Raw genomic sequence first — 24,737 nt, 5'->3', positions numbered from 1 at the left:
TTAAGAGAGAATATGAACAGTTAAGATTTAGTTGCTGAATTACGGAAGTAGAGATATACGAGCTGAAGAGCCCGGTGCGAGAAATCCGCACGCCGGGATCTGCGCCAGGGGCGTTGGGTGACTGATGGCTCTATGGTGACGGTGTCATAGCAAATATGAGCAAGGAATTAGGGTTAATTAATAAGGAGTTAAAGATGAATATATTATTTGTGTTTTTAGTAGGATATATATTATGTGGAATTATTTATGGATTAGTTTTGAGAATTTCAAAAGGTGAAATACCGGATATTTGGAGAATATATATTGAGAAAGGATTAATTATTGTTGGATATATAATAGTATTAATTTATTTGATAGAAAAAGCAGAAACAATGATAGACGTGGTGCTAGTAGTAGTGTATTTCAATGTAACCGGTATAATTTTGTGGGGTGGAGAGAAGTACTCTAGAAATAACGCTTTATTATCATTTGTTTTCTATATTATATGTTATCCAGTAATGGTAATAGCTATGATGATGATAAACAAACATATATTAGAACCAGTAAGTTATTTGTTTATTGTTCTTATGGCAATTTCTAATTTTAAAATAGCATGGAGTAGAGAAGATTTTAATAACCTTAAAAAAGCAAATGTTATCGGAATTCTCTTAGTAATAGGTATTTGTTGGTTATTATCAGAACCATATGCAGGATTAAGTAAACAAGAACATAGAGTAATTAGCTATATTATTAATGAAAAAGGTAATAAGAGAAATGATATTGATGAAATAGGTAGACTCACAAATTTAAATGGAGAAGAATTAGAGAAAGTATATATACGAGTAAAAGGAAAATTTTATATATATCATTATATCAATGAAGAGATAGTTGAAATCGAATCTTATGATTAATATGAGATATTACAATGACTCATAACACAGTAGTTCCCTACATAAACTTTTGTCATCGATTTTGCTGAGTGAGGAATAAATCTTCTGTGAGCAAAATCAATCCCAAACCTGTTAGGACGTTAGATAAAATTGTCAACTCATTTCGGGGTATTCTATAGAGTCTTTTGAATATATGTTTGTAGGTATGTACAATAGTTATTTAAAATCCAATTATAAGATGATAGTAATAATAAAATAAAAGAATTAGGGGGGAAGAACTATGTTTGTTGTGGGTTCTATAATTTTTATTGTTGTAGTATTTATTTCAATATTATTTAGTACAAGTGTTAGGTGCTTTGTTGATTTATCAACGCTTTTAATGATAATTGGATTTAATATTTCAGTGGTAATTGGAACAAGAAGTTTTGGAGATTTGATGTATGCTTTTAAAGTTATAATAAAAGGAAGTGGAAAGCAGGATAATGATAAATTTAAAAAAGGAATTAGTATTTTGAATTTATTATATAAAGTAACTATAGCGGCAGGATTTTTAGGGTCTATTATAGGATTAATGATAATGATGAGAACTCTTGATAGCCCATCAACAATAGGGCCTTATGGATCAGTGATGCTATTATCTATTTTATATAGTTTTATTATTGCATTTTTCTTTATTCTTCCCGCTAAATATATATTGGAGAAACAAAAAATTGATGAATAAATTTAATATTTATTAAATTTAATATTTGTTGATACACAATAAAAATCAGGGTATATTTTAAAATTCAATTCAATCGTGGATAAAAAATAGTACTATATGAATCAAATGTTAAACACTATAGCTTGGATAGACCGTTTGAGGTGAGTTGATAACTACATCTAACAATATGTTTTCGCAAGAGTGCGGGAGGGTCAAGGACAAGATGTATTCCTTAAAGGTCAGCTACGAAGAAAGCCGCACCACATCTGTTTACTGGGTGTAAGCACCGCCGAGAGGTATTCCTTAAGGGTCCAGCTCAAGGACGTTGTAAACACAAACCGCTATATAAAATATTATTTCATCTTATTATGAAATACACAGAAGATCTTTGTGAGTAAATAAACATTAGTGGTATAATATAGATATTAAAAAAATAGGTGGTGATGTCTATGAAATGGCAAGATGTAAGAAAAGCATATCCTAATCAATTCGTTAAAATTGAAATTTTAAAATCACATATAGAAGATGATAAACAGATAATTGAAGATGTAGCTGTAATTGATATCATAGATGAGAAAGAGGCCACAAAAGAACTTTTGACTTCAAAGGGAAATATGCTTGTATATCATACTTCAAAACCGAATTTATTAGTAAAGATTAGAAATAGAATTGGTTTAAGGAGATCGTGATAAATGAAATTAGAATATAGGAATGGATTATTGTTTACTAATATAGAGATTATTGTAAACGATAATAGAAAAATCATAGACAACATAGTAGTAGACACAGGAGCAGCACAAACAGTAATTTCTCAAGAATGTGTAGATGATATAGGAATCAGATTTACAGGAAAAGAAGAAATAGTTACTACTTATGGAATTGGTGGAGAAGAGCATGCTTTTGTAAAAGAAGTTGATGAAATAGTTATAGGAGATTTCAAATTAAAGAATTATAATATAGACTTTGCTGGTTTTATTTATGACGATATAAATGGTTTATTGGGATTAGACATATTAATGGACGGAGGATTTATAATTGACTTAAAAGACTTGACTACCAAGAAGAAATAATGGTAGCCATTTTTTTGTTTTAAAAAAGGTTAGGAAATAATACTTTACATAACAATAACTTGCGGATTGGTGCGTGAAATAAGTTTCTAGGGCAAGCACAGCACACGCCTTCACCGGGAGCAAGCTCCGCTAATGAGGGATTCCTTACAGGCGCGTCGGCAAGGCGAAACGCTATAAAAAATTTCCTGCAAAGACCGCGCGTATGTTTAGCCCCGTAAATCGTGTAGGGCTTGATTACCTACATACTATGATATACATATATTGAGGCATACAAGGAGAAATCCAGACACAGACTACGATGGAATCTAAGGTAAGTAGACAAAGAGCTATCAAAGCAGATGATGACGTATTTAACGTTGCAGAAGTCAATACAAAGGAATGGGAAAGGCGAGATTTTGGAAGATCCGTCGGGGTCAGAGAACGCGGTATGTATAAAAAGTAATTTCATGAACTTGGGTTGAATATTGGTGTAGTAATAACAGGGTATACAAAAGGAAAATTAAGACCAAGAAATACTGCTATAGTTATTGATAAAATAGGGGATATTCTTATTAAATATAGTAAAGTACATACTTGTGATTTTACAGATGAAAGAATGTTAGAAGGCAGTTTTCACATATTTCGGAGACTGTTTAAAGGGTTTTAGAAACTTTTGGGAGATGATATTCTTTGAAGAGGTTATGTATTATGTTGCTATTATTATTTATTTTTACTGGCTGTACAGATAAGGAAGAATTAAATAAGAATCAAGCTAATGTAAGTCCAAGTAGTTTTATTGAAGGGAATAAAGAAAGTATCAATATGAAATACGAGTTATGTAAACAAGATAATTATGAAATTATAAGATTCAGTGCAGATAAAAAGAAATATAAACCTAAATTTTTAAAAGGTGGATCTGGGGATCACCAATATATAGATTATGATGAGATAAATATACCAATAGGTAAATCTAGAGTTGGAGGGCCGGTAGTAGATTTACCTGAGGATATTGAGTACCCAGAGGATATGTATTTCGCAGCACAATTTAACCTTCAAGAGTTTAGTAAATACGATAAAAATGATCTATTGCCAGATACAGGATTTCTTTATATCTTTGTAGATGATTCATTAGAAGGAAAAGTAGTATATTCAAATTGTGATATTAACCAATTAAGAAGAGTTATAAAAGAACATAGTGGACAATTTTCGGAGGGGTGTTTAATAGAACATTTTGATATGGATATAGAAAATATCAAAGATAAGTATGATGAAGAGTGGGCTAGAGATGGTGAAGAGTTAGGATGGAATTGTTTTGAAGGCTTTGATAAATCCAAATTTTTTGGGTTGTATAATAATTGTCAACTTGGCGAGGCAGAAATGCTTGAAATTATAAATGGAACAAAAGTGCTGCTTGTTCAAATAGGAGAGAATTTTACAGGGGAAGGTATACTTAGTGTTCTAATAGAGGAAGAAGATCTGAATAAAAAGGAATTTGAAAACTGTGTTGTAGAATGGAGTCAATCTTAATAGTGATAATTGGGAATGCGTGTCAACCATCTTCTAACAATATGGTTGACTTAAAGGTACCCTAAGCCATGTTTTTTGATTAAGTCAATTGCATCACATCCATTCACTGGGAGCAAAGCTCCACCAAGGATATGGGGGGAGAGGGCTCAATTTATGGGTGTCACAAACATGGGCGTTATATAAAATACATACCAAGATACAGTATTAATTTAGTTGTATAGAAAGAAGTGATCCTATGGTTTTAATAAGTCAGAATTCATCTTATGCTACAAGAAATAATAATTCTATTTATTATATAGAGCGTGAATGGAATAATATTGATAAATATTTCAAGCTAAGTAATAAAGTTAAACAGGAAATAGATTCTGATAGCTTTTATAGAGAAATATATGGAATAGGCTATAAAAAAGTTTTGGCAAAGTTTGGATTTAAACCATTGAGTGTTGACTATGATGCAAAAGGTAATATATATGTATGTTTTTTTCAAGAGAGCTTAGTATATAAACTTAACAAGGAAGGTAATATACTTAAAATCTATGAGGAAATGGGTAAAATTGATACTATTTATGATATTGCAATAGAAGGTGAAATGATCTGGTGCGTTTATCCAACATCCCATACCATTAAGAAATTTGCTTTACAAGATGGCAGCTTACTTAAGACTATATCTGAAGGTAATATAGGTGATGAATTTGGCAGTATATTTACATATCCAGAGGATATAACAATAAAAGATAACTATCTTTATGTGTCAGATATGGGAAATAAAAGAATATGTTCAGTTAACCTAATCACAAATGAAGTGAAAGAGTACCTTAAATTAAAATCAAATGTATTTGGATTTGAGAAAACAGATGATATGGAATGTATTTGGTTAGGAAATGGCTGTAATATGTATTTAATAGATGGTTTATAGGGGCGTGTACTTCGTATAAAAATGGATTAGCAGACATCTCTTCACTGGGAGCTAAGCTCCACTAAGGAGAATTTCTATTGGGATGGGCTTAGAGATATCAATAAGCCCAAACGTTAGAAGAAACTTGATCACATTTTTTTATTATATTGGGGTGACCTTGTAGGATATAATTCTTAATATTTATTGGAGTTGAAGGAGTAAGATCATATGAGTAATTATAGGAATAATGAAGTAATTTCAACAGGTAGTTGGATAGTGTTACTAATTTTATTAGCAATACCGAAGAATTATTATGAAAATCATCTTTAACATAACAAACTAACTTATAAATAATACCTTGACACAATATGTTTATCTGATTTATAATATATGAAAACTCTAAATTGTATTGCTAAGAAGAGGAAGAGTAGCTATAATGATGATCACAGTGAGTTAGGGATGGTGGAAGCCTGACATCTTAGTTTTAGTGAAGACACCTCAGAGCATGTTATCGAAGGTTTAAAGATAGCACGTATACAGGCGTTAACTGTTTTTATAAGTGGGTTTAACCAATTAGGGTGGCACCGCGGGAATACAAACTCTCGTCCCTATGATTATTAATCATAGGAACGAGAGTTATTTTAGTTTGACCATAAAATTTTGGACTTGAAACTTGGAACCTGTAACTTTTAACTAACTAAAGAGGAGGTAATAAAATGCTTACTAAAGCTCCAAGAGGGACTAAGGATGTTTTACCATCAAATGTTTATAAATGGGATTATGTAGAAAAGATGTTTAGTGATATTTGTGAAAGATTCGGATATAAGGCAATAAGAACCCCTATATTTGAACATACTGAGCTATTTAAAAGGGGCGTTGGAGAAACAACGGATATAGTTCAAAAAGAGATGTATACCTTTACCGATAATGGGGGAAGGGACATTACATTAAAGCCCGAGGGGACATCCCCTGTTGTAAGGGCATTTGTAGAAAATAAATTATATGCAGATAGTCAACCGACTAAGCTTTTTTACATAACCCCTTGCTTTAGGTACGAAAGACCCCAGGCAGGTAGATTAAGAGCGTTTCATCAATTTGGTGTAGAGGTTTTCGGTGCTGATAAGCCGTCTGTAGATGCTGAGGTAATAAGTATAGCAATGACATTTTTTGAAAAATTAGGACTTAATGATCTAGAGCTAAGAATAAATAGTATAGGCTGTACTGAGTGTAGAAAGAAATATAATGAGGCCCTAAGAGAATTCTTAAAACAAAAGCTAGATACTTTATGTAAGACCTGTGTAGATAGATATGAAAGAAATCCTATGAGAATTATAGATTGTAAAAAAGAAGACTGTCAAAATGAGCTTAAGGATGTTCCGCTGATTCTTGATCATATATGCGATGATTGTAGGGACCATTTTGAAAAGCTTCAAAAATATCTTAATATAATGGGATTACAGTTTGAGATAGATCCAAGAATAGTAAGGGGACTGGATTATTATAATAGAACGGCCTTCGAAATAATATCAAAGAAAATTGGTTCCCAAAGTACAGTATGTGGTGGAGGAAGATACGATGGATTAGTAGAAGAAGTCGGTGGACCTTCTACACCTGGAGTTGGATTTGGATTAGGTATTGAAAGATTACTTCTTACTTTAGAGAACAATAATATAGAGATACCAAGGCCAAAGGGACTTGATGTTTTCATAGTTACAATGGGAGATAGAGCCTATGAAAAGGCAGTTGAAATATCATATAATCTAAGGGATAATATGATTTCAGCGGATATTGACCACTTGAGCAGAAGCATGAAGGCTCAGTTTAAGTATTCTGATAAAGTAAATAGCTCATATACAATTGTTATTGGCGATAATGAATTGGATAATAATGTAGTATCCCTAAAGAATATGAATACTGGAGAGCAGGAAGAGGTTAGCTTGGATACTATAATAGATGAAATTATAAAAAGAGTGAAATAGGAGGTAGTATTATGGCTGAATTATTACGTGGAATGAAGAGAACCCATATGTGTGGAGTATTAGGGACTGAAGATATAGGCAAAGAAGTAATTTTAATGGGATGGATTCAAAGAAGAAGAAATTTAGGTGGATTAGTATTTGTTGACTTAAGAGACAGAGATGGATTAGTACAGATAGTTTTCGATAACGATGTATCTGAAGAAGCCTTTAATAAAGCGGAAGGTATTAGAGGAGAATTTGTTATAGCTGTTAGAGGTAAAGTAAGAAAGAGACAGTCTATAAACCCAGACCTAAAAACAGGAGAAATAGAAGTTTTTGCTGAGGAGCTTAAGATTTTGTCTGAAGCAGAAATTCCACCTATCCATGTAAATGATGAAGATGATGCGGGAGAAAGATTAAGGTTAAAGTACAGATACCTAGATTTAAGAAAACCAAAAATGCAAAATCTTCTGAGAACTAGGAGTAAGATTGCTTCTACTATTAGATCCTTCCTTGATGAAAATGGATTTTTAGATTTAGAGACACCTGTACTTACAAAGCCTACTCCTGAGGGAGCAAGGGACTATCTAGTGCCTTCTAGGGTGAATCCCGGTAAATTTTATGCTTTGCCCCAATCACCTCAAATATTCAAACAGCTTTTGATGGTATCTGGCTTTGACAAGTACTATCAGATAGTAAAATGTTTTAGGGATGAAGATTTGAGAGCCGATAGACAACCGGAATTCACACAGGTAGACATTGAGATGTCCTTTGTAGATGAAGAGGATGTAATTTCTATCAATGAAAAGCTAGTAAAGAAATTATTTAAAGAAATTAAGGGAATGGATATAAGTACTCCATTCATGAGAATGACGTATAAAGAGGCTATGGAAAGATATGGAAGCGACAAGCCAGATTTACGCTTTGGATATGAACTTAAAAACCTAAATGAAACCGTTAAAGAATGCGGATTTGGTGTTTTTGCAAACACAGTAAAGGATGGTAATGATGTAAAGGCTATTAATATCAATGGTGGCGCTGAAAAGTTCAGTAAAAAGGGTATGAAGAATCTTGAGAAATTTGCTAAAACCTATGGGGCTAAGGGGCTTGCATGGATGAAATTAACGGATGAAGGTGTGGATTCTCCCATAGCAAAATTCCTTAGTGAGGAAGATATAAAGGCTATATCAGATAAGATGGAGGCTAAAGAAGGAGATTTGATACTATTTGTTGCGGATAAACCTTCTGTTGTATATGCGACTCTTGGTGCTTTAAGATGTGAAATTGCTAGGAAGCTTGAAGTAATAGATGAATCAGATTATAAGATATTATGGGTTACAGAGTTTCCTTTATTTGAGTATGACGAAGAGGATAACCGATATTATGCTAAACACCATCCATTCACTTCACCTGCCGACGATGATTTGGATATAATTGAGACTAAGCCTGATGAGGCAAGAGCTAAAGCCTATGATTTAGTTATAAACGGATCAGAAATTGGTGGGGGAAGCATAAGAATCCATGATTCAAGCCTTCAGCAAAGAATGTTTAAGGCCCTAGGATTTACCGATGAAGAAGCCCACGAGAAATTTGGTTTCTTAATAGATGCCTTTAAATATGGTACTCCTCCCCACGGTGGAATTGCATACGGTCTTGATAGACTTACTATGACGCTAACAAATACAGAGAATATTAGAGACGTAATAGCATTTCCTAAGACTCAAGATGCAAAATGCCTTTTAACGGAAGCACCATCTATTGCCGATGAGACACAATTAGAAGAACTTAAAATTAAATTGATTGAAGAGTAAAAATTTCCCCATATTTATAGGATTTTATGGTAACCTATAAATATGGGGTTTACCATAGAAAATAGTAAGAAAAGATTTTAATTCTGAAATTTATTCTATTAGGGTCAGACTAAGCAAACTCTGGGCTGGAGAAGCCACATGTATTTTCTGCTTTCAAGCAAGCTTACTAAGAATCTAGAGGCTATTTCAGTTTCTAAGTTTTGTGGTTTAATATCTATTTTGACTTAAAAGAATGATCTATGAACTTGGAATATGGAACTTGTAACTTGGAACTACCCTAAAGAATGACCTATAAGGAAAAAGAGGTGATGTAATGAACTCGTATTCCCATGAAAAAGAAGCTTTATTAAAGAGACTAAAGAGGGTTGAAGGACAGGTAAAGGGAATTCAAAAGATGATAGAAGAAGATAGGTACTGTAACGATATCTTGATTCAAATAGCCGCAGTTAGATCGGCAATAAATAAAGTGGGTGGCTTGATTTTAGAAAATCATCTTAAGGGTTGTATAAAGACTTCCCTAGCCAATAATCCTGAAGAAGAAGTGATAGATGAATTAATTAATACAATGGTTAAATTTATAAAATAATTTTTGGAGGACATTATGAAAAGAGAAGGGAAAGTAATAGGTGTAAATAAAGAAAATGCAACTGTTAAGCTAATGAGACATGCTGCATGTGGAGATTGTGGTGCCTGCCACATGGGTGAAGAGAAAATGAACATGCAGATAGAAGCCATAAATACAGCAGGAGCTGATATAGGAGATAAAGTAGTCGTTGATATGGAAACCCAAGATGTACTTACAGCTGCGTTTATAGCATATGGTATGCCCCTAATTATGTTGGTTATTGGTATAGCTGGAGGGAAATTTATATTTGAGATGATGAAGATTCAAAAAAACATAGAACTGCTTTCATTTGGTATGGGTTTAGTACTCATGGGCATCACATTTTTTAGAATTAGAAAAAATGAAAATAAGTTTAAGGAAAGCAAAAAATATATATCTAAAATAATTGATATCATTGAATAAAGGAAAATACATTGGAGTGATTATCTTTGAAAAGAAAATTATTTCAGTATATAGTGCAAAATATTTTGCCCCATATCGAAGAGGGTATTCATGTAATAGACGAAAATGGAAAAACAATAATATATAATGGAGCTATGGCTGATATCGAAGGATTAGAAGCAAGTCAGGTAATAGGGAATCACCTCCTTAAGGTGTTTCCAAGCCTTAATGAAGATACCAGTACACTATTGAAGGCTCTGAGTACCGGTAGAACATTAAAGGAATATAAGCAAAGCTATTTAAACCTAAAGGGTAAAAAAATCTCTACAATCAATACAACTCTTCCAATTATTGAAGGGGAAAAGATTATTGGTGCAATAGAAATAGCTAAAAATATTACTAAGGTAAGTCATCTTTCTGAACAAATTATCAAGCTTCGGCAAAGGCTTATTGAGCCAGATGAAGGACAGAACAAGATTAAAAGCTTTTATACCTTTGATAATATTATTGGAAAGGATAAGGAGTTACTTAAGGCCATTGGCTTTGCAAAAAGGGCCTGTAAAACTACCTCAAGTGTATTGATATATGGGGAAACGGGAACTGGAAAAGAGTTATTTGCCCAAAGTATACACTATGGAAGTGGAAGAAGGGACAAGCCCTTTATTGCACAAAATTGTGCTGCACTGCCAGAAACCCTACTTGAGGGAATTCTTTTTGGAACTAGCAAGGGGGGCTTTACGGGAGCTATAGATAGACCTGGGTTATTTGAGCAAGCAAACGGAGGAACGCTGTTTTTGGATGAGACTAATTCAATGAGTCTGCCCCTACAGGCAAAGCTCCTAAGGGTTCTTCAAGAGAGCTATATTAGAAGAGTGGGTGGAACCAAGGACATACCCGTGGATGTAAGGATAATTGCTGCCATAAATGAAGACCCTATAAGGGCCATTGAGCGAAACCATATTAGAAAAGACCTGTACTATAGAATAAATGTAATAAGTGTAAAAATACCGCCATTGAATAAAAGAAAAGAAGATATACCAGTACTTATAGATCATTTCATTAGGTATTATAATGAGAAGTTAAATAAGGATGTGTGGATGATATCCGAGGATTTGCTTGAATTTTTTTTGAATTACTCTTGGCCTGGAAATGTTAGGGAATTACAAAATTTTATTGAGTCAGCCATGAACATGGTTATGGATGAGCATGTAATAAAGAAGGAACATATCCCATCCTATGTTGAAGAATTAATGTTGCAAAATTCATCTCTAAATATGGAGGATGAACATAGTAATAGGGTTAAGGATATAAGCAATCTTAATGATTATCTGGAAGATGTAGAAAAAAATATAATCCAGAGCTATCTAAATAAAAATAAATATAATATTACTAGGGCCGCCAAGGCACTTGGAATATCTAGACAAAATTTACAGTACAAGATAAAGAAATTTGGACTAGAACCATAGGGCAAAATATTTTGCAGAACATGCAAAGTATTTTGCTCTTATTTTTTTAGAAAAGATTATAAAGCAAAGGATTTTTATAATAATATTATAAATATTCAGAAAAACCGATGATGAGCTTATAATTATACAAAAATTTTTAAAAAATCATATTCTAATTTGGCATAATAATTGCTAATAATAAAAGTGTGGAAAACTTATATACGATGTAATAAATCCATTATATTTTGTTCCAAAAATTTTTAAAAAATTAGTGTGTTTTTGTGGATACATTGTATAAAGAAAAATTCGGAGGTGCATTTAAATGGAAAATGTTAAAGTGGTAATCTGGGGATTTGGTGCAATGGGTAGCGGAATGGCTAGAATGTTGCTTAATAAAAAAGGCGTAGAAATCGTTGGCATATGTGATAGAAACAAAGCTAGAGTTGGGAAGGATATGTATGAGTATTTAGGTGTAGAAAGAGGGGATAGAAAGCCTGTTATAATCAATTCAAATATCGAAGAAGTAGTAACTAAAGGATGTTGTGATGTTTGCTTGACTGCAACTGACTCCTTTACTAAAAAGGCTTTTCCTAGATTAAAATATTGTCTAGAGCAAAAAGTGAATGTTATTTCAACAGCTGAAGAAATGGCCTATCCACAGGCTCAAGAACCTGAATTAGCTGCTGAGTTAGATAGAATAGCCAAGGAAAATGGAGTGACTATATTAGGTACGGGAATCAATCCGGGACTAATAATGGATTTACTGGTTATTTGCTTGACAGGTTGTATGACTGATGTAGAACATATTGAAGCTAAAAGAGTAAATAGCTTATCCCCATTTGGCCATACTGTTATGGAAGAGCAAGGTGTGGGGATGAAGGTTGATGAGTTCAATAGACGCTGTGAAGATGGAACTATGGCAGGTCACGTTGGATTTTCTGAGTCCGTACAGATGATTGGAGATGCAATTGGTTGGAGGGTTGAAAAGTTTGAGCAGCAAATGAAGCCCATAGTTACTTCTGTAGATAGAAAGTCACCCCATGGATTTGCAGCTGCTGGAGATGTTGCAGGGGTCAACATGACTGGACAAGGCTATGTAGATGGCGAAGTTAAGATTGATATGATCCATCCTCAACAAATTGAACCAGAGATGGAGGGAACTTTTACTGGAGACTATATCACTATAAAGGGAACTCCAGAGGTAAACATGTCAATTAAACCCGAAGTAGAGGGTGGCCTTGGCACAATAGCAATGTGTGTCAACATGATTCCCCATGTGATAAATGCATCTAAAGGGCTTAAGACGATGATAGACCTACCTGTACCAAGGGCAATAATGGGAGATATGAGAGAGCTTATAGAAAAATAAATGAGAGGTGATAACCATGAAAGCAAAAAAAGGCGATTGGGTCAATATATATAATATAGTCTTGGGGCCTGAGCAAAGAGCCCCTCAAGTTCCTGATGATACTAAGAAAGTACCCCTAGAGACATGGGTAAAGGGATTTATAGAGCATGATGGTGAGATCGGTGATAGGGTAGAAATCAAAACTATGACGGGTAGAAAAGTTACTGGAGAGCTTGTGGAAATTAACCCATCCTATACCCATTCCTTCGGTAATACTGTACCAGAAGTCTTTAAGATAGGCCTTCAATTAAAGGAAATACTATTTGGAGGTGAAGACCATGAATAAGGATATGAGCTATAAGGGAGTTATGTCCCGTAAAAATGAGATAATGAAAAAGGCCGTAGGTATTGATTATGATAGATTTGAAGGTGAAGGAATAGCCTTTGATTATGAAAAAATCATGAGAGAAACGGGATACACCCTTGAGGAAATGAAGCAAATCCAAGGGGCGACTGGGGTAGGAAATACTCCATTATTGGAGCTAAGGAATTTAACTAACCTTGCTAGAAAACTTGCCGGTAAAGGAAAGGGAGCAAGGATATTTATTAAGGACGAAGCAGCCAATCCCTCCGGCAGCTTTAAGGCTAGAAGAGCTGCTAATGCTGTTTATCATGCCAAGAAAAATGGTTATAAAGGTGTTATAGCGGCAACAAGTGGTAATTATGGTGCTGCTGTAGCAAGTCAAGCCGCAATTCATGGCCTTAAGTGTATTATAGTTCAAGAATGCTATGACAGTACAGGGAAAGGGCAGCCAGAAATCATTGAAAAGGCAAGAAAATGTGAGTCCTATGGGGCAGAAGTGGTACAGCTTACAGTTGGGCCAGAGCTATTTTATACTTTTTTGAGGTTGCTTGAGGAAACTGGTTATTTTAATGCCTCACTATATACTCCCTTTGGAATAGCCGGTGTAGAAACCCTAGGATATGAATTATCTATGCAAATGAGGGAGATGGAAGGTAGGGACCCCGATGTGGTAGTTTGTACAAATGCCGGTGGAGGAAATCTAACGGGGACTGCAAGGGGACTTATTAAGGCGGGAGCAGATGCTACCTTAGTGGTTGGGGCCAGTGTAAATCTAAAGGGTTTACATATGGCAAGCGATGAACAGTTCAATAAAAAATCCTTTACTACAGGGCATACGGGCTTTGGCATACCCTTTGCTACATGGCCCGACAGATCAGATGTACCTAGATCAGCTGCTAGACCAATTAGATATATGGATAGATATGTGACAGTTAATCAAGGTGAAGTATTTTATATGACCGAGGCTTTAGCACAGATAGAAGGACTTGAGAGAGGGCCAGCAGGAAATACATCCTTGGCGGCTGCATTTAGCTTGGCCCAGGAATTAGATGAAGATAAAATAATCATTGCCCAAGAAACTGAATATACAGGGGCTGGAAAGCATATTCAGCCTCAATTGTCCTTTGCCAGGGAAAACGGAATAGAAATCAAGTTTGGTGATCCAGGGGAAGAAGTCCCCGGTGATAGTATAATATTCCCAGAGCATCCAAGCTTAATAAAAACGGTGGATTTAGATTTAAATAAAATCAGAAGATCATATATAAAGAATTGTTTGGAAATGAATAATATTAGTGAAGTAAGTGACGAAGACCTAGAGTTTCTAGCTTTGGATACTAAGACAGATATAGGGTTTGTAAAGGAAATTCTTAGAGAACTGAAATACCTATAGGTAGTGGAAAACAAGGAGGAGAAATATGAAAGGGTATATTAAGAGAGAAGATGATTTTACACAGAGGAGAAAGCATCTAGCTAATCTTTCTGATGAAGAATTAAAGCAAAGATTTTGGGAATTGGCAGAAAAGAGTGTGGAGCCATTACTAGAGCTTGCTAGAACACATACTACTCCATCTATAGAGCGTTCGGTACTATTGAGAATGGGTTTTTCAAGCTTGGAAGCAAAGCCCTTAGTTGAAGGGGCCATAGATAGGGGATTAATTAGTAAAGGTGTAGGTCATGTGGTATATAGAATTTCAAAGGAAAAAAGTATCCCTCTTAGACAAGTAGGACTTGAGATGATTGAAGGAAAGCATTGGGACGATGCAGTTGCAATCTTCAAAGGAGGGAATGCATAATGAAAAAGGTAGATATAAATGAAAAAATGGATATAAGAGATATATTAAGTGATTTAGAAAACTACAGACCAAAGAGAAGAGGATGGACTTGGAGAAAAAAAGTTGATGAGCTTAAAGTTGGACCTCACACTTACACTGATTGTTCAGAGCCTTTGGAGAACTCTATTGGTATACCCGCTGCTGTTCGTTACTTCGAGAATTTAGATCCTCAGCCACAGGAAACAATTACTACAGAAATTGCATCGGGAAGATTTGAAGATGATATCAGAAGGATGAGAATGGCTGCATGGCATGGTGCAGATCATATAATGGTTATTAGAACCGCCGGTCAATCCCATTATGATGGGCTTATAGAAGGTTCACCTCAGGGTATAGGAGGTATACCAGTAACAAGAAAACAAGTTAGATCCCAAAGGAAGGCTTTAGACCTTATTGAAGAAGAAGTAGGAAGACCAATAAACTACCATTCATATGTATCCGGTGTAGCTGGGCCCGATATAGCTGTTATGTTCGCAGAAGAAGGCGTTAATGGGGCTCACCAAGATCCTCAGTACAACATTCTTTACAGAAATATTAATATGGTAAGATCATTTGTTGATGCTGCAGAGTCTAAAAGGTTAATGTCCTGGGCAGACATGGCCCAAATAGATGGGGCCCATAATGCAAATGCCACCGCAAGGGATGCTTGGAAGGTTATGCCAGAGCTTATAGTTCAACATGGTATTAACTCGATATTTTCCCATAAGGTTGGTATGAAGAAAGAGAACATTTGTCTTTCAACTGTGCCACCATCAGCCGCTCCAGTACCTTGTACAAAATACGATCTACCATATGCAGTTGCCCTTAGGGATATATTCTCAGAGTATAAGATGAGGGCACAACAAAATACAAAATATATAACTTCATCATCGAGGGAAGCCACTGTAACCCATGTTATGAACATGATGATTTCTAAGCTGACCAGTGCCGATATTCAATCTACAATCACCCCCGATGAAGGAAGAAATGTGCCCTGGCATATGTTCAATATAGAAGCTTGTGATACCGCTAAGCAAACCCTAGTAGGATTAGATGGATTACTTGACATGGTTGAGCTAAGGAAAGATGGATTTTTACCTGAAAAGGTAAGGGAGCTAAAGGAAAGAGCAGTACTTTACTTGGAAGAGCTTCTTGAGGTAGGCGGATACTTTGAAGGGGTAGAAAAAGGATTCTTTGTTGATTCAGGAATGTATCCCGAGAGAAATGGTGATGGTATCGGTAGAAAAATCAACGATGGTATTGGCGTAGGCACAGTGTTTGAAAGAGATCAAGACTATATGGCACCTGTAACTGCTCACTATGGATATAATAATGTAGCTCAATACGATGAAAATGCAATAGATGATCCCGCAAGCTTAATTGGAGGATCAACACTGGAAAAGCCAGAAAAAATAATTTATATAGATGAGCTGGATGAGAACGACAATGTATATACTCGTTTAGATGAATCTGAAAAATATAGGAATTCTAATATGGTTAAGCCGGAAGTAGAGTGGCTTGCCGATGGAACTGTTCAAGTTGAGATATTTCTTCCAACGAGTAAGCGGGTTGCTGAATTTGCAGCAATAGAATTTGCTAAGAAAATGAATCTTGTAGACCCTGAGGTTATTCATACAGAAGTACTACATCCTTCTGAAGGAACTAGAGTACAGGTAAAGGGTAAAGTGGAATTTGATTTAGATATAAGCACATTGGAGATTCCTCCGGAGCCAGAAATAATGAGTGATGAAGAGCTTTGGGAAGAGATTGAGAAAAGACCGCTTAAGGTCGTGGCGGCAACCGTAGGAGAAGATGAACACTCCGTTGGACTTCGTGAAGTGATAGATATAAAGCATGGTGGTATAGAAAAATGGGGCATAGAGGTTGAATATCTAGGAACATCTTGCCCTGTGGAAAAGCTTGTGGATGCTGCCATCGAGCTTAATGCCGATGCTATACTGGCATCTACAATCATAAGCCATGACGATATTCACTATAAAAACATGAGAAGAATACATGAATATGCTGTGGAAAAGGGTATTAGGGATAGGGTTATGATAGCTTGTGGAGGCACGCAGGTTACACCTGAAATAGCGTTACAGCAAGGGATAGATGCGGGATTTGGTAAGACATCTAAGGGCGTACATGTTGCTACATTCTTAGTTAAGAGAAGAAGGGAAATGGAAAAAGATGAAAATTGATGTCTTGGTCGCTGAGATCGGCAGCACAACCACGGTGGTAAATGCATTTAGTGATATAGATACTACCTGTCCCAGATTTCTGGGACAGGGTCAAGCTCCTACATCGGTTGCACAGGGAGACGTAAATATAGGGCTAAACAATGCTATGGACAGCTTGAAACAAAATCTAGGCTTGGGTGAGCTACAATATGATGAGATGCTTGCTACCAGTAGTGCAGCCGGTGGATTAAAGATGACTGTTCATGGCTTAGTTTATGATATGACAGTTAGAGCAGCCAGAGAAGCAGCCCTTGGTGCAGGAGCAAACATACACTTGGTAACTGCAGGCAAGCTAAGAAGATCTGACATTAAAAAGATAAAGAATACAACCCCAAATATAATCTTAGTTGCCGGTGGAGTTGACTATGGTGAAAGGGATACCGCCCTTTATAATGCAGAAATTATTGCAGGCTTAGAGATGGATGTTCCTGTAATCTATGCCGGAAATCTTCAAAATCACGAAGAGGTAAAGGAGATATTTAAGGAGCAGGGTAAATCCCATCTACTATATATTGTGGATAATGTGTATCCTAAGATAGATATGCTAAATGTAGAACCAACAAGAAAAGTTATTCAAGACGCCTTTGAGGAGCATATAATTCATGCACCGGGTATGACTAAAGTCAGAGAGCTTGTAAATGGCCCCATTATACCCACTCCTGGAGCCGTTATGGAGGCATCAAAGCTTTTAAAGGAATACTTAGGAGATTTAGTGACCCTGGATGTTGGGGGGGCTACAACCGATGTTCATTCGGTAACTGAGGGTAGTGAAGAGGTTAATAGAATACTTATCAGCCCTGAACCCGTTGCCAAGAGAACAGTGGAAGGTGATTTAGGGGTATATGTTAATATGAAAAATATTGTTGAAATGATTGGCATAGAAAGATTATCAAAGGGGCTAGGCTTTGATGAGGAAAAGGTTAGAGAGCTTATAGATAATCATAGACCCATACCGGTTACAAATGAAGAAAAAGCATTTGTTGAGAGGCTTACCCTAGAGGCTGTTGTTACCTCGGTTCATCGTCATGCAGGGGGCTTTAGAGATTTATATGGAAGCAGTGGCAAAAAGACATTAGCGGAAGGTAAGGATCTTACAAATGCAAAGTGGATAATTGGTACTGGTGGGGCTTTAACAAGACTACCCAATAGGGTGGATATCATAAAGAAAATTGCACTTAGCAATAAAGGAGATAAGCTACTGCCCAATAGAGAGGCTAAAATATTAATCGACAATGATTATATAATGGCTTCACTGGGGGTATTATCCAAGAGGTATAAGGAAGCCGCATTGTATTTGTTAAAGCAAAGTCTGGGTATAGATTGAATAAAAGCCTATGGAGTGATATGCATGTCTATTTGTCCAAGATTAGAGATCAATATAAAAAAGGTTCAGCACAATACCAAGGTATTAGCTGATAAATTAAAGAAACACCATATTGAAATAGCTGGTGTAACAAAGGTTTTTTGTGGGCTTCCTGAGGTTGTGGAGGCCATGATTGAAGGTGGAGTTAAATATTTAGCTGATTCAAGGATAGAAAATTTAGTTAAGCTAAGGGATAAGCAAGTAAAAAAATGGCTTTTAAGATTACCTATGCAAAGTCAGGTAAGGGAAGTTGTAAAATATGCCGATGTTAGTTTGAATTCTGAGATAACAACCATCAGAAAGCTTTCAGAGGAAGCTGTAAAAGCAAATAGGGTTCATGGAATAATACTAATGGTTGATCTAGGAGATCTGAGGGAAGGACTATGGCAGGATAAAGTAGAGGAAGCAGTTCAAGAAATCCTTAAGCTTGAGGGTGTAAAATTAATAGGAGTGGGGACTAACCTTACTTGTTATGGTGGAGTTATACCCAATAGGGATAATCTAGGAAAGCTTGTTGAAATAGCTGAAAAACTAGAAAAAAGGTTTGATATTAAGCTTAGTATCATATCAGGAGGAAATTCAAGTAGTTTAGATTTATTAGAAAAAAAGGGAGTACCTAAAAGAATTAACAACTTAAGATTAGGAGAAGCAATAGTATTAGGTAGAGAAACAGCCTATGGAAATCCAATCGAAGATACCTACCAGGATGCCTTTCAGCTTATAGCGGAAATAGTTGAGCTTAAAGAAAAACCAAGCTTACCAATAGGTGAGATCGGAATGGATGCCTTTGGAAACAAGCCAATCTTTGAGGACATAGGGATTAGGAAAAGAGCTATTTTAGCAGTGGGTAGACAGGATGTAAATCCCGATAGTATTACTCCAACCGATGATAAAATCAGGATTTTTGGAGCAAGTAGCGATCATCTTATTATAGATGTGACAGATACTGATAGGGATTATAAAGTTGGAGATGAAATAAGCTTCAACATAGAATATGGATCGTTGCTTAGATTAGCTACTTCAGAATACATCTATAAAAAATTAAATAAATAGAATGAAGCAGGATACTGATATCCTGCTTTATTCTATTTATTTATGAAAGTTTTTAAATACCAAAATAGAAATCCTACCAATGATGTAAGACCCATCATCACTAATGCCTTTATCCAAGTCATTAGACTATCAATTTTTTCTATTAAACATTCAAGCTTTTCATTGATTCTTGCTTCATTAAGTTCAAGACTTCTTATTCTATTTTCATGATCATCAATAATTTTTATTATTGACTCATGCTCTTCATGGGACCTTGGCATTTCCACACCTACCTTTTTGAAAGCTTGTATTAATAACCTCCTTTCAACTTATATATATTCAGATTTGATAATTTAGTGCAATTCAATATAAAAATTGAGATATAGAGTGTGGTATAAAGCTCAATTTGTATGTAGTAATTTTCTATGAAGCTTGGAACACTTTTTAAATTATGGAATAGGATATAGTGCAAGAGGACAGGAAGGACAGCTATTTACTGGGCTAGAATGAATGATAGAAATAATTTCTGGTATCTTGCTTCTAGGTACTAAATTTTTTGAAAAGGAGGATTAACAATGACATCGGATTATTGTGATTACAAGGGTAAGGATTGTGTACAATGTAAAAAGCCAGGGCATCCACTACCAAAACCAATATTGATGGAATGTGGACAGGGAAATGGATTCACCTTTGCGGATAATGGTGAAAGTATTTCTTTGACCAGTGCTTGTCAAGCCTGTAGACCTAAGACTTTAGCAAATGTAACAATAGATACAACTTGTTTATGCAAACCAGCAGTAAAAATTGAATTTGCTAGTAATGTTCATTTTGTTCCATTTAGAAGGGGCCAGGACGGAACAATAAAATTTGAATTTGAGTTAGTTAGAAGATGTGACAATGGTTATGAAACATCATTAAATTCTTGGTTGTTTGAAATAACAGACGAAAGGGATAACTTTGCTCAAACATTTAGTTTTATGTATTGCGAATGTAATACTTGTCCTGGATGCTGTGAGTATTTTGTGAGATGTGTCCCAATGGAATTAGATGAATGCAGCTTCTGTGTTACAAACTGTCATATCACAGCATTTGCCCAAGGAAAGGGCTATTATTAAGAATATAGCGTAGCTTAAAATATATATTTTAGAAAAACTTAAGCTCTTTGTTATCAATCAAAGGGCTTAAGTAATACACCTCTTATTTAAAGTAAGCCATTAATCTAAAAGCCCTATATAGAGAACAAATTAGTTAACATAGGAGGTATTTAAAGTGAGTAAAGAGATTTTTGGAATGGAGGTTAGTGAACTTGTCTTTCTCGGAAAAGGAGTAGAAGGAAGGGTGTTTCTTACTCCGAATGGAGATGCTTTAAAGGCATATTCAAAAACCGGATTGTGTAGAAGAGAATACAAAGTTTTGAAGAAACTAGAAGGAAATAAATATTTTCCAAGGATATTAAAATGCAAGGGACGATTTATGCTGAGAGAACACATTAAAGGGATTCCTATTAAGGAGTATATTCAGCAAAATGGGATTTCTAAGAAGCTAGCATTAAACTTAATTGAATTTGCCGAAGAATTTGAAAGACTGGAAATAAGATTAGATGGATTAGGAAGACATGTTTTTATTCAGGCAGATGAAAGCATAAAGGTTGTGGATCCTAGAAGGAAAAGGAACTGTATGTATAAGTCATTATTGATAACCTTGAAAAGGGAGGATGTTTTAGAACAATTCTTAAAGATTTTAGAGGAAGAAAGACCTGATTTGAAAATAAAATGGAGTAAGTTTATTGCACAGTTAGCTAAGTACTATTAATTTGGAACCATGAAATACAGGGAGATTAAAGGTTTAATTAATATATAAAGCTTGTAACAATTTTCTTTTTACTGAATAGCATGTAGTGCAAGTAGAGAGGTGCTGGGAACAGTATAAACTTAATTATGTATTGTTGTCGAAGCTATTTGCTTGTAAAAAAATATGTATTAGGGGGCACAATAATGTCAAGAGATTATTATGAGTGGAGAGAAGATGATTATAGGGAATATGATGGGAAAAGGATTCCCATTAAAAGGGATTGTGTGCAATGTAAAAAGCCAGGTCATCCATTACCAAGACCAATAATCATGGAATGTGGTCAAGGCAATGGATTCACCTTTGCTGATAATGGTGAAAGTATTTCTCTAACCAGTCCAAGTCAAGCTGGCAGACCAAAGACACTTGCAACTGTTACAATAGATACAACATGTTTATGCAAACCAGCAGTAAAAATCGAATTTGCTAGCAATGTTCATTTTGTTCCCTTTAGAAGAGGACATGACGGAACAATTAAATTTGAATTTGAACTAGTTAGAAAATGTAATAATGGCTATGAAACATCATTAAATTCTTGGTTATTTGAAATAACAGACGAAAGAGATAACTTTGCTCAATCCTTCACCTTCGTATACTGTGATTGCAACACATGTCCCGGCTGCTGTGAATATTTTGTAAGATGTGTTCCAATGGAATTGGATGAGTGCAGCTTCTGTGTCACAAATTGCCATATCACAGCATTTGCTCAAGCAACGGGAGATTATTATTAGAAAGATACTATAAATCAAACCTAGCTTTTTAAAGAGAAAAATTATGATATAGCCCTATGATTTATGTCCTAGGGCTATATTTATATAATTAAATAACTTAAACTTAGTTGAGGAAATTGCATAACTCTTACTTGGCAGAATCACATATGCGAATATCATCCTATATTTAATTGCTTAAGATATAAGCATATTTGATGGTATAGCTATTGGGATTTTAGAACTACATGTGTTAGATGGTTTTTATAGAAAGTAATTATGCAATTTGCTCAGTTAATTTTAACTAGCCTTTTTTGTAGAATTATGAGAACAAGGTTTATGACCATTTTTTCTTCAAGTTTTCTAAAAACCCCTTCTTCCAATGGGCCATCCTTTATTATTTTTCGATTTAGGTATTCGTTAACATCAATGATCTTACTTTGTACTAATTCACAGTAGGGTAGGTCGTTATAGTACTCTGTACTTGTTTGATTAAATTCAGAGGTATCCATTGATAGAAGTTCATCCCCTTCAGCATAATCATTTGGTAAGTCTTGTTTTTTAAAATACTCAAACTTTTTTGAAGTTGTGGGAATAATTTTAGCCGGGGGTAGACCATTGAACTTAACAGGGGTAGTACATACAAAGGGAATATCCACAGTACAGTGACGTATATCCCCACATATTTCTTCTGTGGTTGGGCGTCTTTCTATTGTGGAATAGTTTATATTTTTACGAACAAGGCCCTTTATAAATAATGTATTTGTCTCTTGTATCAGTCTGCATTGAGTTATCATAAGTCTTTGTGTAATGTCCTTTATTTCCAAGGCTATTTCTGGGAAATCTATTTTAGCTGAAACATTAAGCTGTACATTTAATTGTGCTAAAACAACGGGTATTTTACCTATTACACCCTTTGTGATTCCATCTATCTCCACGGGTACATTTTTGCAGGATTCAATTATGTTAGAGGATATATCTATACAATCCTGCTTAACAACTATTTCATTTGCCTTTAAAGATTCTTCTACCAAATTGAACACCTCGATTTAGAAATATGAAAATACATCCTATTATACTCTATGAAAGTAATCATATTTGGTGAAGGTTTTTTTGTATATTTGAAATAAGGGACATCTCCAAAATAAAGGAATATACAATTAGTAACTCCGTGAAGTCCATGGGAATATACTAAAGTAAGACTTTGTAAAAGGATGATTATATGACAGAAAAAAAGAGAATTATTGTTGTATTCAACTCAAAAACCCATGCTTTTCGTTTAGAAAGTTTACTTGATGATGAAGGATATCATTCAATTTTGTATAATGCACCTGGATATCTTGCTAAAAGTTGTAGTATGGCTATCAGAATAGACGAAAGGGCATATCAATTTGTACTTGAAAAAATCCGTAAAAGTAAGCTGGATGTTTTCAAGATATATAAATTATGTTATGAAAATAATGAAAAAATATATAGGGTTTTAAAGAAATACTAGGTGGTGCATCATTTTATATTCTTAAATCCTAGGAAGGACATTATTGGATAACTTGTTCCAAATATATTATTGAGATTGAAATTTCTTAGGTCTTGATGATTATTTGAAAGAAAACGATACCTAATGAATATAGAATTTTCACTTTTTGTATCAATCCTTGGATCAGACCAAGTATTGCCACAATCCAGGGAATAGCAACTATATAATTTATCCATTTGTGTCCATACGGACCATAAAGCATCTCCTGTCTTTACAAAGGTGGGAAATGAGCAATTAGCAGGCTCTGAAAGAGAAATTATATCATTGGCAAAGAAATTATTTTCTTTAAGGGAAACCTTAAGATATCTAACAACTAAATTTTGCTTTAAAAATTCTGACCAGGTTATATGATAAATACCTGATTTATCTTTTAAAACATTTAAATAGAGTTTCTGGTTATTTGAATTTGTAAGTTGTATAGGCATTTCCCATGCTTTAAGATTATTAGAAAATTGTCTAATAAAAATTTCTTCTTTGCCATTTACAAGATCGAAATAAAATATATTTGTATATTTATCGTCAATTAAAACTAGGAAGGGATTAATAATAGGAAAAGCTTTAATTGAATATATATGCTTATGAGACCACTTAATACCATCAAAATAATGAAAGGCGATCATCCATTCCCTTTTATGTTTAATTTCATGTAAGTAATAGGCAATAGTAATGGTATTGTTAAATTTTTCTATATAAGGGTACTTTACAGAATATTTATTGATGTCATATTTAAATAATGTATCCAAGTGTATTGAATTATTGTTTGAGAATAAATATAGTATTTCTCCTTTTATATTACTAGCAATACCATATATAAAATCATTATTATCGATCTTTATATCTAATTGGCTATGTTTTAAGTCCTCTATAATGGAAATAGGCTTATCCCAGCCGGTTTTATAAAAAAATTCTCTGTTAAATAGACACCCTTCTTTAACATAGAAATTTAGTATATCACCATTAGACTTTCTGATAATAGTTTGATTTTTATTTAAAAAAGTCATATTTATCACCCTAATAAGTTTTGACTTGAAAAATTATATGATTAGAGTCCCATAATTATTCCTTAAATTCCTATAAAAAATATATTTATTACTTTCAAAATATATAACTCAATTTGTAACAAATAAAATGAGTGATTCATATACTAAAGTAGACATATAGACTATGTTGCTTTATTGATAAGCGATCGATCTTGTTGCAATGTTCGAAGGATGAAATTAAAAAATCAAA

General features: G+C 34.5%; 26 protein-coding genes and 1 other annotated feature. Of the genes, 23 read left to right on the top strand and 3 right to left on the bottom strand.

What is annotated here, in order from left to right:
• Window positions 1-155: 155 nt before the first annotated feature.
• The 19 genes from N4A68_14295 to orr all read left to right on the top strand — a co-directional run bounded on the left by N4A68_14295 (window position 156) and on the right by orr (window position 19,439).
• The gene (locus N4A68_14295) at window positions 156-890 is read left to right on the top strand and encodes a hypothetical protein (protein ID MCT4565469.1); all 735 of its coding nucleotides are present in this window, start codon (window positions 156-158) and stop codon (window positions 888-890) included.
• 259 nt (window positions 891-1,149) lie between these two features.
• Window positions 1,150-1,590, top strand: coding sequence for a MotA/TolQ/ExbB proton channel family protein (locus tag N4A68_14290; protein ID MCT4565468.1), 441 nt, complete (start codon window positions 1,150-1,152; stop codon window positions 1,588-1,590).
• A gap of 428 nt (window positions 1,591-2,018) precedes the next feature.
• On the top strand, window positions 2,019-2,258 hold the full coding sequence (locus tag N4A68_14285; GenBank protein ID MCT4565467.1) for a hypothetical protein: 240 nt from the start codon (window positions 2,019-2,021) through the stop codon (window positions 2,256-2,258).
• Between the two features lie 3 nt (window positions 2,259-2,261).
• Window positions 2,262-2,639, top strand: a complete 378-nt coding sequence (locus N4A68_14280; GenBank protein MCT4565466.1) for a retroviral-like aspartic protease family protein — start codon at window positions 2,262-2,264, stop codon at window positions 2,637-2,639.
• A gap of 298 nt (window positions 2,640-2,937) precedes the next feature.
• The gene (locus tag N4A68_14275) at window positions 2,938-3,081 is read left to right on the top strand and encodes a hypothetical protein (GenBank protein ID MCT4565465.1); all 144 of its coding nucleotides are present in this window, start codon (window positions 2,938-2,940) and stop codon (window positions 3,079-3,081) included.
• Window positions 3,082-3,326: 245 nt separating this feature from the next.
• Complete coding sequence (locus N4A68_14270) at window positions 3,327-4,145, top strand: YwqG family protein (protein ID MCT4565464.1); 819 nt, start codon at window positions 3,327-3,329, stop codon at window positions 4,143-4,145.
• A 235-nt stretch (window positions 4,146-4,380) separates the two neighbouring features.
• Window positions 4,381-5,061, top strand: coding sequence for a hypothetical protein (locus tag N4A68_14265; GenBank protein ID MCT4565463.1), 681 nt, complete (start codon window positions 4,381-4,383; stop codon window positions 5,059-5,061).
• Window positions 5,062-5,445: 384 nt separating this feature from the next.
• Window positions 5,446-5,653: a binding site (T-box leader), on the top strand.
• Between the two features lie 103 nt (window positions 5,654-5,756).
• Window positions 5,757-7,019 carry a histidine--tRNA ligase gene (gene hisS, locus N4A68_14260; GenBank protein ID MCT4565462.1) on the top strand — a complete coding sequence of 421 codons (1,263 nt, stop codon included), beginning with the start codon at window positions 5,757-5,759 and terminating at the stop codon, window positions 7,017-7,019.
• 11 nt (window positions 7,020-7,030) lie between these two features.
• The gene (gene aspS, locus N4A68_14255) at window positions 7,031-8,809 is read left to right on the top strand and encodes an aspartate--tRNA ligase (GenBank protein ID MCT4565461.1); all 1,779 of its coding nucleotides are present in this window, start codon (window positions 7,031-7,033) and stop codon (window positions 8,807-8,809) included.
• A 313-nt stretch (window positions 8,810-9,122) separates the two neighbouring features.
• Window positions 9,123-9,395 (top strand): metal-sensitive transcriptional regulator, encoded by a 273-nt coding sequence (locus N4A68_14250; GenBank protein MCT4565460.1) that lies wholly within the window; start codon window positions 9,123-9,125, stop codon window positions 9,393-9,395.
• Between the two features lie 15 nt (window positions 9,396-9,410).
• Window positions 9,411-9,836, top strand: coding sequence for a SoxR reducing system RseC family protein (locus tag N4A68_14245; protein MCT4565459.1), 426 nt, complete (start codon window positions 9,411-9,413; stop codon window positions 9,834-9,836).
• Between the two features lie 26 nt (window positions 9,837-9,862).
• Window positions 9,863-11,281: a sigma 54-interacting transcriptional regulator gene (locus N4A68_14240; GenBank protein MCT4565458.1), complete on the top strand. Its 1,419-nt coding sequence runs from the start codon at window positions 9,863-9,865 to the stop codon at window positions 11,279-11,281.
• Between the two features lie 301 nt (window positions 11,282-11,582).
• On the top strand, window positions 11,583-12,629 hold the full coding sequence (gene ord, locus N4A68_14235) for a 2,4-diaminopentanoate dehydrogenase (protein ID MCT4565457.1): 1,047 nt from the start codon (window positions 11,583-11,585) through the stop codon (window positions 12,627-12,629).
• A 16-nt stretch (window positions 12,630-12,645) separates the two neighbouring features.
• Window positions 12,646-12,954 (top strand): 2-amino-4-oxopentanoate thiolase subunit OrtA, encoded by a 309-nt coding sequence (ortA, locus tag N4A68_14230; GenBank protein ID MCT4565456.1) that lies wholly within the window; start codon window positions 12,646-12,648, stop codon window positions 12,952-12,954.
• On the top strand, window positions 12,947-14,362 hold the full coding sequence (gene ortB / locus N4A68_14225; protein ID MCT4565455.1) for a 2-amino-4-oxopentanoate thiolase subunit OrtB: 1,416 nt from the start codon (window positions 12,947-12,949) through the stop codon (window positions 14,360-14,362). Before ortA ends, ortB begins: the two co-directional genes overlap by 8 nt.
• A gap of 25 nt (window positions 14,363-14,387) precedes the next feature.
• Window positions 14,388-14,765, top strand: coding sequence for an ornithine aminomutase subunit alpha (locus N4A68_14220; GenBank protein ID MCT4565454.1), 378 nt, complete (start codon window positions 14,388-14,390; stop codon window positions 14,763-14,765).
• Entirely contained in the window at window positions 14,765-16,984 is a 2,220-nt protein-coding gene (gene oraE, locus N4A68_14215) for a D-ornithine 4,5-aminomutase subunit OraE (protein MCT4565453.1), read from the top strand. The genes N4A68_14220 and oraE overlap by 1 nt, the downstream gene beginning before the upstream one ends.
• A complete protein-coding gene (locus N4A68_14210; protein ID MCT4565452.1) occupies window positions 16,974-18,347 on the top strand; it encodes a GlmL-related ornithine degradation protein in 1,374 nt (457 codons plus the stop codon). The genes oraE and N4A68_14210 overlap by 11 nt, the downstream gene beginning before the upstream one ends.
• A 24-nt stretch (window positions 18,348-18,371) precedes the next feature.
• On the top strand, window positions 18,372-19,439 hold the full coding sequence (gene orr, locus N4A68_14205) for an ornithine racemase Orr (protein ID MCT4565451.1): 1,068 nt from the start codon (window positions 18,372-18,374) through the stop codon (window positions 19,437-19,439).
• Between the two features lie 32 nt (window positions 19,440-19,471).
• Here orr and N4A68_14200 read toward each other — a convergent pair whose 3' ends face one another.
• Complete coding sequence (locus N4A68_14200) at window positions 19,472-19,699, bottom strand: hypothetical protein (GenBank protein MCT4565450.1); 228 nt, start codon at window positions 19,697-19,699, stop codon at window positions 19,472-19,474.
• A gap of 294 nt (window positions 19,700-19,993) precedes the next feature.
• On the opposite strand from N4A68_14200, the gene N4A68_14195 reads away from it, so the two are divergent.
• The 3 genes from N4A68_14195 (at window position 19,994) to N4A68_14185 (ending at window position 21,997) form a co-directional block, all read left to right on the top strand.
• Window positions 19,994-20,533, top strand: a complete 540-nt coding sequence (locus N4A68_14195; GenBank protein ID MCT4565449.1) for a DUF4489 domain-containing protein — start codon at window positions 19,994-19,996, stop codon at window positions 20,531-20,533.
• A gap of 154 nt (window positions 20,534-20,687) precedes the next feature.
• On the top strand, window positions 20,688-21,230 hold the full coding sequence (locus N4A68_14190; GenBank protein ID MCT4565448.1) for a serine/threonine protein kinase: 543 nt from the start codon (window positions 20,688-20,690) through the stop codon (window positions 21,228-21,230).
• 182 nt (window positions 21,231-21,412) lie between these two features.
• Window positions 21,413-21,997 carry a DUF4489 domain-containing protein gene (locus N4A68_14185; protein ID MCT4565447.1) on the top strand — a complete coding sequence of 195 codons (585 nt, stop codon included), beginning with the start codon at window positions 21,413-21,415 and terminating at the stop codon, window positions 21,995-21,997.
• 266 nt (window positions 21,998-22,263) lie between these two features.
• Here N4A68_14185 and N4A68_14180 read toward each other — a convergent pair whose 3' ends face one another.
• The gene (locus N4A68_14180) at window positions 22,264-23,007 is read right to left on the bottom strand and encodes a hypothetical protein (GenBank protein ID MCT4565446.1); all 744 of its coding nucleotides are present in this window, start codon (window positions 23,005-23,007) and stop codon (window positions 22,264-22,266) included.
• A 188-nt stretch (window positions 23,008-23,195) separates the two neighbouring features.
• Between N4A68_14180 and N4A68_14175 the strand changes: the two genes are divergently transcribed.
• Window positions 23,196-23,468, top strand: a complete 273-nt coding sequence (locus tag N4A68_14175; GenBank protein MCT4565445.1) for a DUF3343 domain-containing protein — start codon at window positions 23,196-23,198, stop codon at window positions 23,466-23,468.
• 8 nt (window positions 23,469-23,476) lie between these two features.
• Here the strand turns inward: N4A68_14175 and N4A68_14170 are convergent, their stop codons facing one another.
• Window positions 23,477-24,508, bottom strand: coding sequence for a hypothetical protein (locus tag N4A68_14170; GenBank protein ID MCT4565444.1), 1,032 nt, complete (start codon window positions 24,506-24,508; stop codon window positions 23,477-23,479).
• Window positions 24,509-24,737: the final 229 nt, after the last annotated feature.

It is taken from the genome of Maledivibacter sp. (genome assembly GCA_025210375.1).
Lineage (GTDB): Bacteria > Bacillota > Clostridia > Peptostreptococcales > Caminicellaceae > JAOASB01.
This window is presented reverse-complemented; position numbering and strand designations above follow the sequence as displayed.

Bases quoted from the DNA above. Each gene is read 5' to 3' on its own strand.
- N4A68_14195 (MCT4565449.1), top strand. From the start codon at position 19,994: ATGACATCGGATTATTGTGATTACAAGGGTAAGGATTGTGTACAATGT.
- ord (MCT4565457.1), top strand. From the start codon at position 11,583: ATGGAAAATGTTAAAGTGGTAATCTGGGGATTTGGTGCAATGGGTAGC.
- orr (MCT4565451.1), top strand. From the start codon at position 18,372: ATGTCTATTTGTCCAAGATTAGAGATCAATATAAAAAAGGTTCAGCAC.
- N4A68_14170 (MCT4565444.1), bottom strand. From the start codon at position 24,508: ATGACTTTTTTAAATAAAAATCAAACTATTATCAGAAAGTCTAATGGT.
- ortA (MCT4565456.1), top strand. From the start codon at position 12,646: ATGAAAGCAAAAAAAGGCGATTGGGTCAATATATATAATATAGTCTTG.
- N4A68_14265 (MCT4565463.1), top strand. From the start codon at position 4,381: ATGGTTTTAATAAGTCAGAATTCATCTTATGCTACAAGAAATAATAAT.
- hisS (MCT4565462.1), top strand. From the start codon at position 5,757: ATGCTTACTAAAGCTCCAAGAGGGACTAAGGATGTTTTACCATCAAAT.
- N4A68_14210 (MCT4565452.1), top strand. From the start codon at position 16,974: ATGAAAATTGATGTCTTGGTCGCTGAGATCGGCAGCACAACCACGGTG.
- N4A68_14200 (MCT4565450.1), bottom strand. From the start codon at position 19,699: ATGCCAAGGTCCCATGAAGAGCATGAGTCAATAATAAAAATTATTGAT.
- N4A68_14175 (MCT4565445.1), top strand. From the start codon at position 23,196: ATGACAGAAAAAAAGAGAATTATTGTTGTATTCAACTCAAAAACCCAT.
- N4A68_14280 (MCT4565466.1), top strand. From the start codon at position 2,262: ATGAAATTAGAATATAGGAATGGATTATTGTTTACTAATATAGAGATT.
- aspS (MCT4565461.1), top strand. From the start codon at position 7,031: ATGGCTGAATTATTACGTGGAATGAAGAGAACCCATATGTGTGGAGTA.
- ortB (MCT4565455.1), top strand. From the start codon at position 12,947: ATGAATAAGGATATGAGCTATAAGGGAGTTATGTCCCGTAAAAATGAG.
- N4A68_14270 (MCT4565464.1), top strand. From the start codon at position 3,327: ATGTTGCTATTATTATTTATTTTTACTGGCTGTACAGATAAGGAAGAA.
- N4A68_14245 (MCT4565459.1), top strand. From the start codon at position 9,411: ATGAAAAGAGAAGGGAAAGTAATAGGTGTAAATAAAGAAAATGCAACT.
- N4A68_14290 (MCT4565468.1), top strand. From the start codon at position 1,150: ATGTTTGTTGTGGGTTCTATAATTTTTATTGTTGTAGTATTTATTTCA.
- N4A68_14250 (MCT4565460.1), top strand. From the start codon at position 9,123: ATGAACTCGTATTCCCATGAAAAAGAAGCTTTATTAAAGAGACTAAAG.
- oraE (MCT4565453.1), top strand. From the start codon at position 14,765: ATGAAAAAGGTAGATATAAATGAAAAAATGGATATAAGAGATATATTA.
- N4A68_14275 (MCT4565465.1), top strand. From the start codon at position 2,938: ATGGAATCTAAGGTAAGTAGACAAAGAGCTATCAAAGCAGATGATGAC.
- N4A68_14185 (MCT4565447.1), top strand. From the start codon at position 21,413: ATGTCAAGAGATTATTATGAGTGGAGAGAAGATGATTATAGGGAATAT.
- N4A68_14295 (MCT4565469.1), top strand. From the start codon at position 156: ATGAGCAAGGAATTAGGGTTAATTAATAAGGAGTTAAAGATGAATATA.
- N4A68_14285 (MCT4565467.1), top strand. From the start codon at position 2,019: ATGAAATGGCAAGATGTAAGAAAAGCATATCCTAATCAATTCGTTAAA.
- N4A68_14220 (MCT4565454.1), top strand. From the start codon at position 14,388: ATGAAAGGGTATATTAAGAGAGAAGATGATTTTACACAGAGGAGAAAG.